The organism is Rhodanobacter sp. GW835-FHT13D09 (genome assembly GCF_058793995.1).
In genome coordinates this window covers 109541-125596 of the sequence record NZ_JBXAGL010000010.1, presented here as the reverse complement: position 1 = coordinate 125596, position 16056 = coordinate 109541, and the positions used below count along the sequence as shown (strand labels likewise).

Here is a 16056-nt window from a genome sequence, read left to right as displayed (position 1 = left end):
TATCTAAGCGCCTGTTTTTACTGGTGCCGGCACCCGGATTCGAACTGGGGACCTACTGATTACAAATCAGTTGCTCTACCAACTGAGCTATGCCGGCGGAGGTGGCGGATTCTAGCAGGCCGCGTGGCGGCACGCTCGGCGGCCGATCCATGGCTGGTCAGAAGCAGACGGTGCTGTGCGAGCCGACGCCGTTGGCACGGACATGGCTGCGCCAGTCGAAGTTGCCGCCGTCGGCGACCACCAGATCCAACCAGTATTCGGGTACGTTCTCGCTGCGCTCGCTCATGCGGGCCGGAAAGCCGGCTGCGGCGACCTCGTCGCGGCGCTTGCGCGCATTCGCCGGATCCCGGAACAGGCCTAGTGAAATCGTGTTGGGCTGGTCGCCGGAGTTGACCACGAAGTAGTCGCCGATGTCGTGCGCGGCGAGCTGCCTGGCGGTTTCCAGCGCCTGGGCGCGGCTGCTCGCCGCCGGCAGGTAGACCCACCAGCCGCTGGTCTGGCTGGTCTGCTCCTGCCGCGAGCGCATGCGCGTGGCCTGTGCAGCCAGGGCCTGCCGCGCATTGCGCAGGTCCTGCGGGGTGGCGAACGGCCCCAGTGCGAGGCAGCTGTAGCTGGGGTTGCGCGGCGCCGCGGCGGCAACGACGGGCGGCGCGGCGGCGGCAACGACGGGTGGCGCGGCGGCCGGCGACACGGTCTGGGCCGGCGGCGGCAACTCCGACAGCAGGCGCAGTTGCGCCACGCCCGGATCGCTGGGGCTGCCGCCACGGGCATACGGTTGCCCCAGCAGCAGCCATGCGCCTACCGCGATATTCAGCGCGATCAACAGAACGAACAGCAGACGCAGCAACATCGGACCCCCATCAGCCGGCAACCGTCGTCATTCTAGAGGGCGCCACCGGCCTCGGACGCATTCGCCCATACCGCCAGGCCGCGCAGTACGCCGTCGTGGCTCAGCCGGGCCGGCAGCGACAGCAGCGGCAGCAACGACGCCGCATCGCCGCCGCCAATGATCAGTTCGGGAGCAACGCCAAACCGCGGCGCCGCGCGCAACGCGAATCGCTCGACCAGGGCGGCCGCCGCCTGCCAGCAACCCGAGGCCACCGCGTCGGCGGTGTTGTCGGCCAGATCCACGATCGCGCCGGGTCGTCCCGGCCGCACCTGCGCCGTGGCGTCCCGCAGCGACTGCTGCATCAGCTGCGGGCCCGGCGCGATTAGCCCACCCAGGTGCTGCCCGTCGGCCGCCAGCGCGTCCAGCGTGAGCGCGGTACCGACGCCGGCCAGCACGCAGGGCGCGTGGCCACCGGCATGCGCCGCGACCATCACCAGGAAACGATCGACGCCCAGCCGTGCCGGCTCGGCGTACGCATTGCGCACACCGCAGGCCTCGGCCGGCGTGCGCAGCCATGCCGGCGCATGGCCGAAGCAGCGTTGCGCCACGGCCGCCACCTGCGCCTCGCGCGCGGCGTCGACGACCGATGCACCGATCAACCGCAGCGGCGTCGGCAGACCGGTCCAGGCCGCCTCCAGCACGCGTGCCGCGTCATCGCGCCAGTCCACCGCGCCGCGCGCCAGCCAGCCCTCCGCCTGCGCCTGCAGCGCCCACTTCAGCCGGGTGTTGCCCAGATCGAGCAGCAGCCTCATGAACGACGCACCGTGACATCCGCACTGTCGATCCGCCGCACGCTGCCGTCGGCCATGCGCAGCTGCAGGGCGCCATGTGCGTCCACGCCCGCGCCGACGCCGCCGAACGCACCCAGCGCGCCGCTCAGCTGCAGCGGCTGCCCATGCAGCAGGTCGTACCTGGCGTAGTCGGCGCGGAACGCGGCGAAACCGTCGCGCTCGAACTGCTCCAGACCCTCGACCAGCGCCGCGATCAGCGCCGCCGCCACACGGTTGCGGTCCGGCGGGACGCCGCCGGCCAGGCTGGCGAGATCGCTGGCCGGCTGGCCCGCTTGCGCGCGCAGTGCCGGAGTCAGCCGCAGGTTGAGGCCGATGCCGATGATCGCCGCGCACGGCCCCTGGTACTCGCCGCTCAGCTCGACCAGGATGCCGCACAGCTTGCCGCCCGCGGCAGCCAGCACGTCGTTCGGCCATTTCAGGCCTGCGCCGGCGATATCGAGGCGCTCAAGCGCACGCAGCACGATCACCCCGACCGCCAGCGACAGCCCGCTCAACGCGGCAAAGCCCGCATCGAAACGCTTGAGGCAGGACATGTAGAGATTGAGCCCCGGCGGCGACAGCCACTCGCGGCCGCGCCGGCCGCGGCCGGCGCTCTGCGTCTCGGCCAGCACCACGCTGAAATCCCCGGCTGCGGCGCCGCGGCGTTGCAGCTCGCTGGAGGTGGAATCCAGCTCCCAGTGCACCTCCAGCGCACCCAGCGCGTGCGCCTCCGCCGCCGGCAGGGCGGCGCGAATCCGCGCGGCATCGAGCATCTGCAACGGCCACGGAAGCTGGTAACCGGCCACGCCGCGCGCCTCGATCGGCACGCCACGGGCACGCAACGCCTCGACCTGTTTCCAGATCGCCGCACGGGTCATCCCGGCTTGCCCGGCGAGACGGGCGCCGGACAAGGGTGCGCCATCGGCCAGCAGCGCCAGCAACTGCGCCGGCTGCATCAGCACGCCCTGCGTGCGAGGGCGGTGGCGGGCCGGCGGCGGGAGAGTGATGCAGATCGGATCGGGCTGAACATCGGCGGATTCTAGCCCGGGCGGCCCGCCATGCGGCATCCGCCAGCCATGTCCGACCCCGCCTCCGGTGCGGCGGCAGCACTGGCAGGGTGCCGGTGTTTCTGCGACGATCAGGATCTTCGCTTGCGAGGTCAAGGAGTTTGATCGCCATGCGTATCACCCACTGGCTTATCGGTTGCACCCTGGGCATCGCCGGGATCGGCGGCGCCGCGGCAGCAAGCGCAGGCACCCAGGACCTGGAAAACTCGTCGCACGCCGCGCTCGACGGCGTCGGCAGCCGCGACGGCAGCAGCGGCAGCGGCGGCGATGCCGTGGGGCTGGCCCGCGACTGCCCGCAGACCGACAGCCGCGACGGCTCCGGCGGCGGTTCCGGCAACAGCAATGATCATTCCGGCGGCACCTCCTCCGCCCCGGCGTCAACCCGCCGGCCGCATCTGGGCTGGCAATCGCTGCTGCCTGGGTCCATCCAGTAAGCGCTCGGCGTCATGCCGGGGCCTTGGTGGCAATCCCTGCGGGCGCGTCTTGAACCCGCACCGATTGCCGATCCGCTGTGGCGGCGCGCCATCGCCGCTTGCCCGCTGGCGCGCCGCCTGGAGCCGGCGCGGCAGCAGCAGCTGTGCCAGCTCTCCGCGCTGTTCCTCGCGCGCAAGCGCTTCCACGCGCTGGCCGGCGCCGTGCTGGACGACTACTGGCGCCTGCTGATCGCCATGCAGGCCTGCCTGCCGGCACTGCAGCAGGGCGCGGCCAGCCTGCGCGGCTGGCGCGAAGTGCTCATCTATCCGGGCGAGTTCAAGGTGCGCCGCAGCCATCACGACGACCGCACCGGCGTGGTCACCGAGGGCGACGAGATCCGCATCGGCGAGGCATGGGAACACGGCCCGCTGGTGTTGTCGCTGGCCGACGTGCAGCTGGACCTGGAGCAGCCGTGGGATGGCTACAACGTGGTCGTGCACGAGATGGCGCACAAGCTGGACATGCTCGATGGGCCGCCCGACGGCGTGCCGCCGCTGCTGGACATCCCGCGGCGGCGCTGGATCCAGCAGTTCCAGAAGGCCTACGACCGGCTGGCCGCGTTGCCGGAAGGCGGCTACAACAGCCCGATCGACCACTACGCCACCGAGAGCGCCGCCGAGTATTTCGCCGTGGTCAGCGAGCTGCACTATTCGCAGCCGGCGCTGCTGCGCGAGACGGAGCCCGCAGTCGCCGAGTTGCTGGAAATGTTCTACGGCCGCTCGCCGGCCGAAGGCTGCGAACCGGCCGGCTTCTGCCGCGCGAGCTGAGCCCGGCTCAGCTCGCCGCCAGGCTCACGCTGAAGCGCGCGCCGCCGAACTCGGGCGAGCGGTCGACCACCAGCTCGCCGCGGTAGGCGTGCACGATGTCCTGCACGATCGACAGGCCGATGCCGTGACCCTGCACCCGCTCGTCGCCGCGCACGCCGCGCTGCAGCACCTTCTCGATCTTGTCCTCGGCGATACCGGGGCCGTCGTCTTCCACGCTCAGCCACAGGCCCGGCCGTTGCCGCCCCGCCTGCGCGCGCACCTTCACCACCAGCAGCACGCGGTGGGCGGCCCACTTGAACGCGTTCTCCAGCAGGTTGCCCATCAGTTCCAGCAAGTCGCCCTGCTCGCCGTAGAACACCGCGCCGTCCTCGATGTCGAATTCGCACAGCACGTTCTTCGCCGCGTAGACCTTCTCCAGGCCCTGCACCAGGTCTTCGGCATGGCCGGCGATCGGCACCGCGCTGGCGAACGTCTGCCGGCCCGAGGTAGCCGCGCGCGACAGCTGGTAGGCAACCAGCTCGTTCATCCGCCGCACCTGGTCGAGCACACTGGCGCGCCGCGCCGCCTCGTCGCCCGCGGTCGGCGATTCCAGTTGCGAGCGGATCACCGCCAGCGGCGTCTTCAGGCTGTGTGCCAGGTCGGCCAGCGTGTGCCGGTAGCGCGTGCGCTGCTCGCGTTCGTTGGTGATGAACGCGTTGATGCGTTCGGTCAGGCCGGTCAGCTCCAGCGGGTACTGGCTGTCCAGCTGCTCGCTGTCGCCGCGCTCGACCCGGCTCATGTCGCTGGCCACCTCGCGCAGCGGGGTCAGGCTCCAGCGCAGCAGCAGCAGCTGCAGCACGATCAGCATCACGCCGAGGATCGACAGCCAGATCACCAGGGTGTGGCGGAACACCGCATTCTCGCCTTCGAGCTGGTCCTCGGTCTGCGCCACCATCATGGTGAGCCGCACGGCTTTCCTGTCCGGCGTGTCGAACGCCACGCCGTAGCTGTAGTAGTACAGCCGCCCCATGCGCGTGTCGATCGGGCCGACGAACTGGCCCTGCCCCGGCTTCAGCTGCTTCAGGAAGGTGAAGTCGCGCCCGATCGCCGACGACGATTCCCAGTGGAAGCCGTCGCCGATCGCCACCGCGTACAGGCCCGACCCCGGCCGCGAGAAGTTGGGATCCGGCGGCGTGTCGGGCGGCAGCAGCCGGCCGTACCGGTTGACGTCGGTGTTGGTGATGTACGCGATTGCGAAGTTCTCGAGACGATCATGCAGCGTCTGCAGCGCACGCGCCTTGTTGGTCTGCGTGAGGGTCAGCCCGACCAGGCCCAGAAACCCGGCCAGCACGAAGCTGGTGGCGATCGCCGCACGCGCCGCCAGCGACAGCGGGCGGCGCGGCGGCTTTGCCTCACTCGTCGTCGCCGTCAGTGCGTGGTATGGCAAAGCGGTATCCGCGTCCACGTACCGTCTCGATGGGTTTGAGGGTGCCTTCCGGGTCGAGCTTGCGCCGCAACCGGCCGATGAACACTTCCAGCACGTTGGAGTCGCGGTCGAAATCCTGCTGGTAGATGTGCTCGGTGAGGTCGGCCTTGGAGACCAGTTCGCCGGCGTGCAGCATCAGGTATTCCAGCACCTTGTACTCGTAGCTGGTGAGATCGACCGGCTTGCCTTCCACCGTCACCGTCTGCGCGGTGGTGTCCAGCTTGATCATGCCGCAAGCCAGCACCGGCTTCGACCAGCCGCTGGCGCGGCGCACCAGCGCGTTGATGCGCGCCAGCAGTTCCTCGACGTGGAACGGCTTGACCAGATAGTCGTCGGCCCCGTGCTTGAGCCCCTCGACCTTGTCCTGCCAGCTGCCGCGCGCGGTCAGGATCAGGATCGGGTAGCGCTGGCCGTGCTCGCGCAGCGCCCTGACCAGTTCCATGCCGGACATCTTGGGCAGGCCCAGGTCGATGATCGCCAGGTCGAACGGCACCTCGCGGCCGAGGTAGATGCCCTCCTCGCCGTCCTGCGCCGCATCGACGGCGAAGCCGTCGCGTTTCAGGCGTGCCGCCAGCGTCTCGCGCAACGGCGCCTCGTCCTCCACCAACAGGATGCGCATTAGTGTCTCCCTCTGTTGCCTAAGTCGATGATGGCCGGACGCAGATTCGAGTTGACCGGTGGCAAATTGCCCCGGGGCGACTCGACCGGCGACGCCGCCGACGGACCACTCCGGGGAACCTCGGCGGGTACCGCCACCACCCGCACGTGGCCGTCCGGATCGAGCACCTTGATGCGGTATTCGGTATGGCGGCCGAACTTGCGTGGATCGGCCGAAAGCACCTTGCCGCCGGTCTCCCGCTGCACCTTCGCCACCGCCTGCTCCAGGGTCAATGGCGGCCCGGACGGCTGGGCCGCACGCACGCCGCCGCCTGCGATCAGCAGCAGCGTCAGGACCAGCGGGAGGCGTTGCTTCGACATCGTTGCCTGGATTCCATCCGGATTCGGTTCCGGTTGCCGTTCAGCCTAGGGAACCGCAGCTGAATACTGACCGGACGGGCGTGCGCTGTCACGCCACCAGCGGGCGCGGCGCCAGCGCCCGCTCGATCAGCGCCCAGCCGGCGCCCGGCAGGTGCGCGCCCTCGCTGAGGATGCGGCGGAAGCCGCGCGCACCCGGCTCGCCCTGATACAGGCCCAGCAGGTGCCGGCTGATGTGCTTCAGCGCGGTCCCGCGCGCCAGCTCGGCCTCGATGTACGGCCGCAGTTGCCGCAGCACGCTTTCGCGGGCCGGCAACGGCTCGCCGTGCAGCGCATGCTCGATCTGCGCCAGCAGGTACGGATCGTGGTACGCCGCGCGCCCCAGCATCACTCCGTCCAGCCGGGCCAGGTGCGCCTGCACCTGCGCCACCGTGGTGATGCCGCCGTTGATCACCACCGCCAGCGCGGGAAATTCGCGCTTGAGCCGGTACACCCGCTCGTAGTCCAGCGGCGGCACCTCGCGGTTTTCCTTCGGCGACAGGCCCTTCAGCCAGGCCTTGCGCGCATGCACCACCAGCACCTCGACGCCGGCTCCCAGCATCAGCCCCGTGAAGTGCTGCAGGCCGGCGTAGTCGTCCTGGTCGTCCACGCCGATGCGGCACTTCACCGTCACCGGGATGCCGACTGCATCGCGCATCGCCTGCACGCAGTCGGCCACCAGCGCCGGCTCGTACATCAGGCAGGCGCCGAAGCGGCCCGACTGCACCCGGTCCGACGGGCAGCCCACGTTGAGATTGATCTCGTCGTAGCCGGCCTCGGCGCCGAAGCGCGCCGCCTGCGCCAGTTCGTGCGGGTCGCTGCCGCCCAGCTGCAGCGCCAGCGGATGCTCCTGCTGGCTGTGCTCGAGCAGGCGCAGCTGCTTCCCGCGCACCAGCGCCGCGCTGGTCACCATCTCGGTGTACAGCCGCGCCCGCGGCGACAGCAGGCGGTGGAAGTAGCGGCAGTGCCGATCGGTCCAGTCCATCATCGGCGCGACGCTCACACGCCAGTCGTCGGCGGGGAGAGCGCTGGTTCGTGGTGAAGGCAAGCCGGACATGCCGCCATTGTAATGGCTGGCAGCCCGATGCTCGCCCCGGAGCGACCGGCACAGGCGCCGCGCGGTCCGCTCGCGTATCCTACGCAGCTGTCGCCGCGTCCATTCCGGCGCTCGCAAGGCACCGCGGCCGTTGCCGCTCTCCCCGCGAGTCCCCATCTCCGGTCCGCCGGATGGCTTGGCATGCGACTTCCCCGGTACCCGACAGCGCAACAACGCGAGACGACCAACCATGGTGGCAATGGCAACCGAGCACGTGATCGACGTGCGGCACTGGAACGACAGCCTGTTCTCCTTCCGTACCACGCGCGACCCCGGTTTCCGCTTCGACAGCGGCCAGTTCGTGATGATCGGGCTGGAAATGGAAGGCCGCCCGCTGATGCGCGCCTACTCGATCGCCAGCGCCAGCTGGGAGGAACACCTGGAGTTCTTCTCGATCAAGGTGCCGAACGGCCCGCTGACCTCGCGCCTGCAGCACCTCAAGCCCGGCGACCCGCTGGTCGTCACGCGCAAGCCCACCGGCACCCTGGTGCTGACCGACCTCAAGCCCGGCCGGCACCTGTACCTGCTCGGCACGGGCACCGGGCTGGCGCCGTTCATGAGCATCATCCGCGACCCGGACACCTACGAGCGCTTCGACCGCATCGTGCTGGCCCACGGCGTGCGCCGGGTCGAGGATCTGGCCTATGCGCATTACCTCGAACACGAGCTGCCCCGGCACGACTACCTGGGCGAACTGGTGCGCGAGAAGCTGATCTACTACCCCACCGTGACGCGCGAGCCGTTCCGCCACCACGGCCGCATCACCGATGCGATCGTCGACGGCGCGATGGGCCACGCCACCGGCCTGCCGCCGCTGAACCCGGCCACCGACCGGGTGATGCTGTGCGGCAGCCCGGCGATGCTGGGCGACCTCGGCGCCCTGCTCGACGGCCGCGGCTTCCACGCCTCGCCGCGCACGCGCGAACCGGGCGACTACGTGGTCGAGCGGGCGTTCGTGGAGAAGTAGCCGGACGAGGAACGCGTGGAAGTGCCACCGGTGCGCGGATTTCTCTCGTTGCTCACTCCTCTCCACTCGTTTCTGCTCCAATGCCATCGCCTTGTCGACGGAACCTGCCTGATGGACATCGCGCTGTACGTACTCGCCGCATTGCTGATCGCCGGCGGCCTGGCCGGCGCCGTGCTGCCGAGCCTGCCCGGCATCCCGATGCTGTTCGGCGGCATCTGGCTGGCTGCGGCGGTGGACGACTACCGGCACCTGGGCCTGTGGTGGCTGCTGCTCATCGGTGCGCTGGGCACGCTCGGGGTGATCGTCGACTTCGTCGCCGGCACGCTCGGCGCCAAACGCGTCGGCGCCAGCAAGCGGGCGCTGTGGGGCGCCGGGATGGGCACCCTGGTCGGCATGTTCTTCGGCATCCCCGGGCTGCTGTTCGGGCCGTTCCTCGGCGCGCTGGCCGGCGAGCTGGCCTCGGGCACCAGCGTGCTGCGCTCGGCCCACGTCGGCATCGGCACCTGGCTGGGCCTGCTGCTCGGCACCCTGGTGAAACTGGTGCTCTCGTTCGTGATGGCGGGCCTGTTCGGGCTGGCGATGCTGTTCGGCTGAGCTTCCGGCACATGCCCTCGGGACGCGCGGCGGCCTAGGCTTGGGCTTCCCCAGGGAGAACACCATGTCCAGACGCTTCGCCTTCGCCTTCGCCGCCTTGCTGGCGGCGACTGGTTCGCTGCACGCCCAGACCGCACCGCCGGCCTGGATCGCCCGCAGCAACGCCGACTCGCAGATCCTGCTCGAACAGATCGCCCGCTTCAGGCCGGAGTTCGCCTCGCAGGTGGGCGTGTCCGGCTACGACGACAAGGTCGCCGACCTCCGCCCCGGCGTGGACGAGCGCTCGCGCGCCGCGCTGGTCGCGGCGAAGGCGAAACTGCAGGGCTTGCTGGCCACGGAGCAGGATGCCAACGTGCGGCAGGACCTGCAGATCCTGATCAAGGCCGCCGCCGAGCGGATCGAGGGCATCGACCTCGACCGCCAGTACCTGTTGCCGTACACCGATGTCGGCGAGCTGGTGTTCCGTGGCGAATTCAGCCTGCTGAAGGACGACGTGGCCGCCGCGCGCCGCCCGTCGGCACTGAAGCGGTTGCAGTGCTACGTAGGCAAGGCGCCCGGCTGCACGCCGATCGCCGAGCTGGCGAAGGCGCAGACCGTCGCCAGGCTCGGCGACAAGGCCCTGCTTGGCCCGTACAGGGGTGAAGTGGAGCAGAAGCTGTCCAATACCTCGCGCTACGTGGAGGGCATCCGCCAGCTGTTCGCCAAGTACAAGCTGGACGATGCCGAGGGCAAGGCCGCGCTGGATGCGCTGGACACGCAGCTGAAGGCGTACGACGGCTGGGTGCGCGGCACCGTGCTGCCGCGCGCGCGCGCCGATTTCCGCCTGCCCGAACCGCTGTATGCCTACAACCTGCGCCAGGTCGGCATCGACATCCCGCCGCAGCAGCTGATGGAACAGGCGCAGCTGGAGTTCGTCGAGCTACGCGGCATGATGCAGGTGCTGGCGCCGGTGGTGGCGAAGGCCGAAGGCATCGACGCCACCGACTATCGCGACGTGCTGAAGGCGCTGAAGAAACAGCAGTTGGGCAGGGACCAGGTGGAGCCGTGGTACCGCGAGGTGCTCGGCCACATCGAGGACACCATCCGCCGCGAGCGCATCGTCACCCTGCCGCAGCGCAAGATGCAGATGCGGGTGGCCTCGGAGGCCGAATCCGCGGCGCAGCCGGCGCCGCACATGGACCCGCCGCCGTTCATCAACAACCACGGCGAGCAGGGTACCTTCGTGCTGACCATGGGCAACCCGGGCAAGAACGGCGACAACACCCAGGCCTACGACGACTTCACCTTCAAGGCCGCGGCGTGGACACTCACCGCGCACGAGGGCCGGCCCGGCCACGAGCTGCAGTTCGCCGCGATGGTCGAGCGCGGCGTGTCGCTGGCGCGCAGCCTGTTCGCGTTCAACAGCGTCAACGTGGAAGGCTGGGCGCTGTATGCCGAGTCCGAGATGCTGCCGTACGAGCCGCCGGCCGGCCAGTTCGCCGCCTTGCAGGCACGCCTGCTGCGTGCCGCGCGCGCATGGCTCGACCCGATGCTCAACCTGGGCCTGATCACGCCCGAGCGTGCGCACCAGGTGCTGGTCCACGAGGTCGGCCTGTCCGAGGCGATGGCGCAGCAGGAAATCAGCCGCTACACGTTCCGCGCGCCCGGCCAGGCCAACGCATATTTCTACGGCTACCTGCGCCTGCAGCAGTTGCGCCTGCAGACCGAGCTGGCGCTGGGCCAGAAATTCGACCGCCTGGCCTTCAACGATTTCGTGATCGGCCAGGGCCTGCTGCCGCCGGAGCAGCTGGCCGAGGCGGTGCGCACGCAGTTCGTGCCGGCGCAGCGCAAGCGCTGAGCATCAGCGCCGCGCGCTCTTCGCCAGCCAGCCGGCGAGCTGCACGGTGTCGCGACTGAGCGCAGCGGGCAGCACGATGTAGTGCCGGCTCGGCGCCGCACCGGGTTTCGCGACCAGCCGCGCGGTGCCATCGAGCCGCAGCAGCGCCGGCTGGTCGGCGGGCGCCAGTTTCAGGGCCAGGCCGCCCGGCGTCAGCCAGGCGCACGGCTGCTCGTCGAGGTAAGCCATCAGGCCGCCGAACATCGGCCGGAAGCGCAGCTCGTGCGGCCGGCCCAGGTGGGTGGCCGCGTCTTCCAGCTCACGGCGCAGCGCCGCGAGGCCCGGCGGCATGCTCATGCCGGGTCGGGAATCACGTACAGCAGCACGGCGAGGAAATGCAGCACGCTGCCGGCCAGCACGAACCCGTGCCACAGCGCGTGGTGGTACGGCAGCCGCCGCCACAGGTAGAACGGCACGCCCAGCGTGTAGGCCAGCCCGCCGGCGAGCAGCAGCACGATGCCACCAGTCTGCAGATGCTCGCTGAGCGGCTTGAACGCGACCATGCCGATCCAGCCCATGCCCACGTACAGCAGCACCGCCAGCTTGCGGTGGCGCCCGAGCAGGCCCAGCTCCAGCGCACTGCCGGCCAGCGCCAGCGCCCACACCGCCACGAACAGGCTCCAGCCCCACGTCCCCGGCAGGGCCACCAGGGTGAACGGCGTGTAGGTGCCGGCAATCAGCAGGTAGATCGCGATGTGGTCGAGCGCGCGCAACGCCGGCTTGGCCGCCGCCACGGGAATCGAGTGGTACAGCGTGGAGGCGGTGTACAGCAGCACCAGCGAGGTGCCGAACACCGCGCAGGCCACCACGGTCAGCGCATTGCCGTGCAGCGCGGCGAACGCCACCAGCGTCGCCAGCCCGGCGATGCTGAGCACGATGCCGAGGCCGTGCACGATGCTGCTGGCCAGCTCGTCGCCGAAGCTGTAACGGGGAATCGCCGCGACGGATGTGGCGGACATGGCAGCGCTCCTGGGGCCGGCTCTCGTCCCCCCACCTTAGCGGGCGCGCCGGCGCTTGCCTACCGGCGACAACCTCGCATGCATGCCGTTTCCACATGCCCTTCCCGCCGGAGGCCACGGCCGCCTCCCCGGTTCAGAGCCTGACGTTCACCCCCAGGTAGAACGCGCGCGGCGAACCCGGGGTGATGTTGTTGTCGTTGTGCGCGCTGACGCAATACCGCTTGTCGAAAAGATTCTCGACATTGAGCTGCAATCGCAGCTGCGGACTCAGCGTCAGGAACACCGCCGCGTCGTAGCGGGTGTAGCTCTTCAGCGTCACCTTATTGCTGGTGGAGGCGAACACCGACCCTTGATGGATCGCGCCGAAACCCGCACCCCACATCGGATTGAAGTCGTAGCGGTTCCACAGCGAAGCGCTGTGCTTCGGCAACTGCGCCAGCCGGGTGCCGGCGGGGAGGCTCGGCGACAACGGCCTGGTGATCTCGCCCTCCTGCCAGGCATAGCCGCCCATGACGCTCCACGCCGAAGTCAGCCTGCCGCTGAATCCGAGCTCGACGCCCTTGATGCGCTGGCCGTCCACCAGCAGCGACTGCGGCACGCCCGGATTGGTCGCCGGGTTCCAGGCCGGGTTGGTCACGGCCACGTTGCTGCGGTCGAGCCGGTAGACCGCCGCGGTCAGCGCCAGCGCGGGGCTCACATCCCACTTCGCACCGAGTTCGCGGTTGGTGAACCGCTCCGGCTCCAGCGTGCGGTTGCCCAGCGTAAGCGAGGTGAGCTGCTCGCCGGCACGTGGCTGGTGGGCGATGCTGTAGCTGGCGTACAGCGACAGCGGTTCAACCGGCTTGTAGACCAGGCCTGCGCGCGGCGACACCAGGTTGTCGGTGCTGGAGAAATCCTGGCCGCTGCGATTGTCATGGAAATCGACCGTGAAGCGGTCGTAGCGCAGACCGAGCACCGCCTGCCATTGCGGCGAGAATTCGATCTGATCCTGGAGATACAGCGCGGCGACCTTGGCGATGCCGTGATTGCTGGGGTCGGTCGCGCTCTGCCGGAAATCGACCGGCAGCGTGTAGCGCGGGTCCGACACCGGCACCTTGACCGAAGTCGCGGCGAAGCCGGGCCCGCCGAAATAGCCGGTACGACGAAGATTGTCGGTACTCTGCCGGCCCAGCTCGGCTCCGCCGAGCAGGGTGTGGCGGACTGTGCCGGTCACCAGTGCATACGTCACATCAGTCTGGTTGAACAGATTCCGGCGCCGGGTGGCGTTGCTGTAGGCCGAGATCGACACCTGCGTACCGGCGGCGTTGACCGCACCGGGGAATACATTCTGGTAGAACTTGTCGTAATCGGCGTAGCGGGTGCGGTTGCGCAAGCTCACGCCGTTGCCGAAATCGTGGTCGACCAGGGCATTGAATGCGTCCACCGTGACCCAGGTCGGGCTCCGCCGCGGATCGCCGAAGAAGGTCGAGGCGGCGGTGGGCAGCGGCAACCCCCGGTATGACGGCACGCCGCGGTCGGTGACCCGCTCGTCGCGGAAATGCTCGTAGCCCAGCGTCACCTGGGTGTGCCCGCCGACGCGCAACGCGAGCGTCGGATTGATGCCGTAGCGCTTCAGCGTGACACCATCGCGGTAACTCCCGGAATCCTCGTACAGCCCGGTCACACGGAACGCGGCATTCTCCCCGATCGCCTCGCCGAGGTCGGCGGTAAGGCGCCGGCGCTGCTGCTCGCCCAGTTGCAGCGACAGCTCGCGGTGCTGCTGGCCATCGGCCACCTTGCTGACCCGGTTGAGCACACCGCCGGAACCGCCGCGACCGAAGATCATCGCGTTCGGCCCCTTCAACGCCTCCACCCGCTCGATATTGTACAGGTCGCGGAAGTACTGCACGTCGTCGCGCATGCCGTCGATGAACAGATCGGCCGTGGAGCCGTTGCCGCGCAGTATCGGTGCATCGCGGTGGCCCTCGCCCTGCCCCATGCCGACGCCGGGCATGTAGCGCACGGCGTCGGCCATGCTCGTCATCGCCAGGTCGCGGATCAGGTCGCCGCTCACCACCGTGATCGACTGCGGGATATCGCGCAGCAGGGAACGCGTCCGGGTCGCCGTGTCCGTGCCGGCCGCCGCGTAGCTGTCGACGCTCGCCGCACGGACATTGATCGGCTTGAGATTGGTGGCCTGTTCCGGACCCGGCGCGGATCCGGCGACGACTGGCGGGGCGAACGCGAGAAGAAGCGCCACGGCGAGCGCTGCAGCGAGAGGGTTGGGATTGGACATGGAGCTGCCTTGGGTGGACGGACGGGCACATCGGCCCGGTTGGGTACTGGACGATATTGATATTTATTCTCATTTGCAAGATCTTTCGATTGCTCCAACTTCGCCTTCCACGTCGTGCGGGAAGCTGCGCAACGGTCGGCTTCGGGGTACCGCACCGCGCCGGTCTCCGCGAATCCACGCCCGCGCCTGTCCGTGATGGCAGCCGGAACCCGTTCGCGATGGGCCGCACCGATCCTTCCGCACGGCCGCCTGCCGAGGCGGGCGGCGCACGGAACCACCCTCCGACGGATAGCCTTCTGGACGGCCACTTGCGCGGAAACTTGCGCCGGGCATAGCCTGCAGACGCGTCCCCACGATTCCCCCTGCGCCCCGCGCAGCGTGCATGGACGCATCCAGCCATCGCTGTCAGGAGGTCGCCATGTCGTCCGCAAGCCTGGCCGTAGCTCATCGTCCCCACCCCGACCGCATCGCCGCCATCAGCGCGGCGATCGCACTCAACCTCGCCGTGATCGTGATCGCCTCGCGCCCCAGCGCCCCGGCGTTTTTCCACGCGATCGAACGGATCAACCCGATACCCACGCTCCGTTTCGACGAACCGAAACCGCCACCGCCTCTGCCGCCGATCGTGATGAAACCCCTGCCGCATCCGCCCGCCGCGCCCGTTGCGCACCCGCGGCCGCTGCCGAGCAGTCCGCCGGCCGCTGTGCCCACCACCGAAGGCAACGTCGCCGCGCCGCCGGCGGCCCCGACCCTGCTGCCGACCGCTGCCACGCCCGGCCCGGCAGCGGCTGCGCCGGTCGAGGCCAGCCTGGCCTACCGCTCGGCCCCGCTGCGCTTCCCCACCCGCGCCCTGCAGCAGCGCATGCAAGGCACCGTGCTGCTGCGGGTACTGGTGGACGAAACCGGCAAGCCGGTACAGGTGCTGGTGGAGCATGGCAGCGGCTACCTGCTGCTCGACCACAGCGCGGTCGAACAGGTGCTGGCCGGCTGGCTGTTCCGGCCCGCGGTGGTGGACGGCCGGCCCGTGCGCGCCTGGGCGCGGGTGCCAGTGGCGTTCAGCCTGCGCGAATGACATCCTGACGCGGGTGCCCGGCCGGCAACCATGCCGGCCGGGCCTTTTCGCCATGGCGAAAACCCCGCTTCCAGAGGCCCGCGCGGGAGCCTGCCGGGTGGCTCGCCGGCTTACGTGCCTTTAACGATACGCATGCTCCACTGGCGCCCACTCACCCTGCCGGGTTCCACGCATGGGCAAGCACAAGAACATCCTGAATACCCTGCGCGCGATCGCGCTGGAGCACACCACCGAGCAACCGGACCTCGCCTTGATGGCGCGCGAACTGGGACGCGTGGTACATCAGGATGCGTTGTCGCTGGCCACCCGGCTGGCCTCGTTGCGCAGCCGCCAACAGGGCCTCGAACGCTGGCTGCTGGCCGAGCGCGGCCGGCCGCCGGTCAGCGTGCTGGTGCTGGCGTGGCCGCCGAACCACGTCACCCCGGTACACGACCATGCCGGCCTGTGGGGCCTGGAAATGACCCTGGTGGGTGCGCTGGAGGTGCATTCGTACCACCGCGACGCCAGCACCGGCGATCTGCGCCTGCGCGGCCGCGACTGGCTCGGCCCCGGCGACGGCACCTGGTTCGAGGGCGACCGTCACCACGCGCACCGCTGCCGCAACCTGTCGCGGCACGAGACAGCGCTGTCGCTCCACGTCTACGGCGGCAACCTCGCCGAGTACTCCGCCTACGAGCGGGCCGAAGCCACCGGACAGTGGAGCGCGCCGCTGCCGCGACGCAGCGCCCTCGCAGGCCGCCTGCCCGGCTGACCCGCCCGACACCACACGCA

17 protein-coding genes and 1 tRNA gene are annotated in these 16056 nt (G+C 69.8%); 7 read left to right on the top strand and 11 right to left on the bottom strand.

The genetic code is table 11. The annotated features are described in order from the left end of the window. Window positions 1-21: 21 nt before the first annotated feature. From AC1Q5A_RS13870 to AC1Q5A_RS13855, 4 genes are all read right to left on the bottom strand, one after another. Window positions 22-97, bottom strand: a tRNA-Thr gene (locus AC1Q5A_RS13870). A 60-nt stretch (window positions 98-157) separates the two neighbouring features. Then, window positions 158-850, bottom strand: a complete 693-nt coding sequence (locus tag AC1Q5A_RS13865) for an SPOR domain-containing protein (protein WP_492701564.1) — start codon at window positions 848-850, stop codon at window positions 158-160. Window positions 851-882: 32 nt separating this feature from the next. Beyond that, window positions 883-1641: a type III pantothenate kinase gene (locus AC1Q5A_RS13860; protein WP_492701562.1), complete on the bottom strand. Its 759-nt coding sequence runs from the start codon at window positions 1639-1641 to the stop codon at window positions 883-885. Then, window positions 1638-2615 (bottom strand): biotin--[acetyl-CoA-carboxylase] ligase, encoded by a 978-nt coding sequence (locus AC1Q5A_RS13855; RefSeq protein WP_492701560.1) that lies wholly within the window; start codon window positions 2613-2615, stop codon window positions 1638-1640. Before AC1Q5A_RS13855 ends, AC1Q5A_RS13860 begins: the two co-directional genes overlap by 4 nt. Window positions 2616-2836: 221 nt before the next feature. Between AC1Q5A_RS13855 and AC1Q5A_RS13850 the strand changes: the two genes are divergently transcribed. Together AC1Q5A_RS13850 and AC1Q5A_RS13845 are read left to right on the top strand one after the other, a co-directional pair. After that, window positions 2837-3160, top strand: a complete 324-nt coding sequence (locus tag AC1Q5A_RS13850; RefSeq protein ID WP_492701558.1) for a hypothetical protein — start codon at window positions 2837-2839, stop codon at window positions 3158-3160. A gap of 12 nt (window positions 3161-3172) precedes the next feature. Beyond that, entirely contained in the window at window positions 3173-3967 is a 795-nt protein-coding gene (locus AC1Q5A_RS13845) for a M90 family metallopeptidase (RefSeq protein WP_492701556.1), read from the top strand. A 7-nt stretch (window positions 3968-3974) separates the two neighbouring features. On the opposite strand, the gene AC1Q5A_RS13840 is transcribed toward AC1Q5A_RS13845, so the two are convergent. The 4 genes from AC1Q5A_RS13840 to dusA form a co-directional block, all read right to left on the bottom strand. Next, the gene (locus AC1Q5A_RS13840; RefSeq protein ID WP_492701554.1) at window positions 3975-5393 is read right to left on the bottom strand and encodes an ATP-binding protein; all 1419 of its coding nucleotides are present in this window, start codon (window positions 5391-5393) and stop codon (window positions 3975-3977) included. Further along, window positions 5359-6051, bottom strand: coding sequence for a response regulator transcription factor (locus AC1Q5A_RS13835; RefSeq protein WP_114345225.1), 693 nt, complete (start codon window positions 6049-6051; stop codon window positions 5359-5361). The genes AC1Q5A_RS13840 and AC1Q5A_RS13835 overlap by 35 nt, the downstream gene beginning before the upstream one ends. Then, entirely contained in the window at window positions 6051-6410 is a 360-nt protein-coding gene (locus AC1Q5A_RS13830) for a PepSY domain-containing protein (protein WP_492701552.1), read from the bottom strand. Before AC1Q5A_RS13830 ends, AC1Q5A_RS13835 begins: the two co-directional genes overlap by 1 nt. Window positions 6411-6498: 88 nt before the next feature. Then, window positions 6499-7503 (bottom strand): tRNA dihydrouridine(20/20a) synthase DusA, encoded by a 1005-nt coding sequence (gene dusA, locus AC1Q5A_RS13825; protein ID WP_492701550.1) that lies wholly within the window; start codon window positions 7501-7503, stop codon window positions 6499-6501. A gap of 229 nt (window positions 7504-7732) precedes the next feature. Here dusA and AC1Q5A_RS13820 point away from each other — a divergent pair, with 229 nt between their 5' ends. The 3 genes from AC1Q5A_RS13820 to AC1Q5A_RS13810 all read left to right on the top strand — a co-directional run bounded on the left by AC1Q5A_RS13820 (window position 7733) and on the right by AC1Q5A_RS13810 (window position 10940). After that, window positions 7733-8509 carry a ferredoxin--NADP reductase gene (locus tag AC1Q5A_RS13820; RefSeq protein ID WP_492701548.1) on the top strand — a complete coding sequence of 259 codons (777 nt, stop codon included), beginning with the start codon at window positions 7733-7735 and terminating at the stop codon, window positions 8507-8509. Window positions 8510-8620: 111 nt separating this feature from the next. Beyond that, window positions 8621-9103 carry a DUF456 domain-containing protein gene (locus AC1Q5A_RS13815; protein WP_492701546.1) on the top strand — a complete coding sequence of 161 codons (483 nt, stop codon included), beginning with the start codon at window positions 8621-8623 and terminating at the stop codon, window positions 9101-9103. Window positions 9104-9167: 64 nt separating this feature from the next. Next, complete coding sequence (locus AC1Q5A_RS13810) at window positions 9168-10940, top strand: DUF885 domain-containing protein (protein ID WP_492701544.1); 1773 nt, start codon at window positions 9168-9170, stop codon at window positions 10938-10940. 3 nt (window positions 10941-10943) lie between these two features. On the opposite strand, the gene AC1Q5A_RS13805 is transcribed toward AC1Q5A_RS13810, so the two are convergent. The 3 genes from AC1Q5A_RS13805 to AC1Q5A_RS13795 form a co-directional block, all read right to left on the bottom strand. After that, window positions 10944-11276: a TfoX/Sxy family protein gene (locus tag AC1Q5A_RS13805; RefSeq protein ID WP_492701542.1), complete on the bottom strand. Its 333-nt coding sequence runs from the start codon at window positions 11274-11276 to the stop codon at window positions 10944-10946. After that, a complete protein-coding gene (trhA, locus tag AC1Q5A_RS13800) occupies window positions 11273-11938 on the bottom strand; it encodes a PAQR family membrane homeostasis protein TrhA (RefSeq protein ID WP_492701540.1) in 666 nt (221 codons plus the stop codon). Before trhA ends, AC1Q5A_RS13805 begins: the two co-directional genes overlap by 4 nt. 133 nt (window positions 11939-12071) lie before the next feature. Continuing rightward, window positions 12072-14213, bottom strand: a complete 2142-nt coding sequence (locus AC1Q5A_RS13795; RefSeq protein WP_492701538.1) for a TonB-dependent receptor — start codon at window positions 14211-14213, stop codon at window positions 12072-12074. 418 nt (window positions 14214-14631) lie between these two features. Here AC1Q5A_RS13795 and AC1Q5A_RS13790 point away from each other — a divergent pair, with 418 nt between their 5' ends. Beyond that, entirely contained in the window at window positions 14632-15285 is a 654-nt protein-coding gene (locus AC1Q5A_RS13790; RefSeq protein ID WP_492701536.1) for an energy transducer TonB, read from the top strand. 172 nt (window positions 15286-15457) lie between these two features. Beyond that, window positions 15458-16036, top strand: a complete 579-nt coding sequence (locus tag AC1Q5A_RS13785; RefSeq protein WP_492701534.1) for a cysteine dioxygenase — start codon at window positions 15458-15460, stop codon at window positions 16034-16036. Window positions 16037-16056 lie beyond the last annotated feature (20 nt).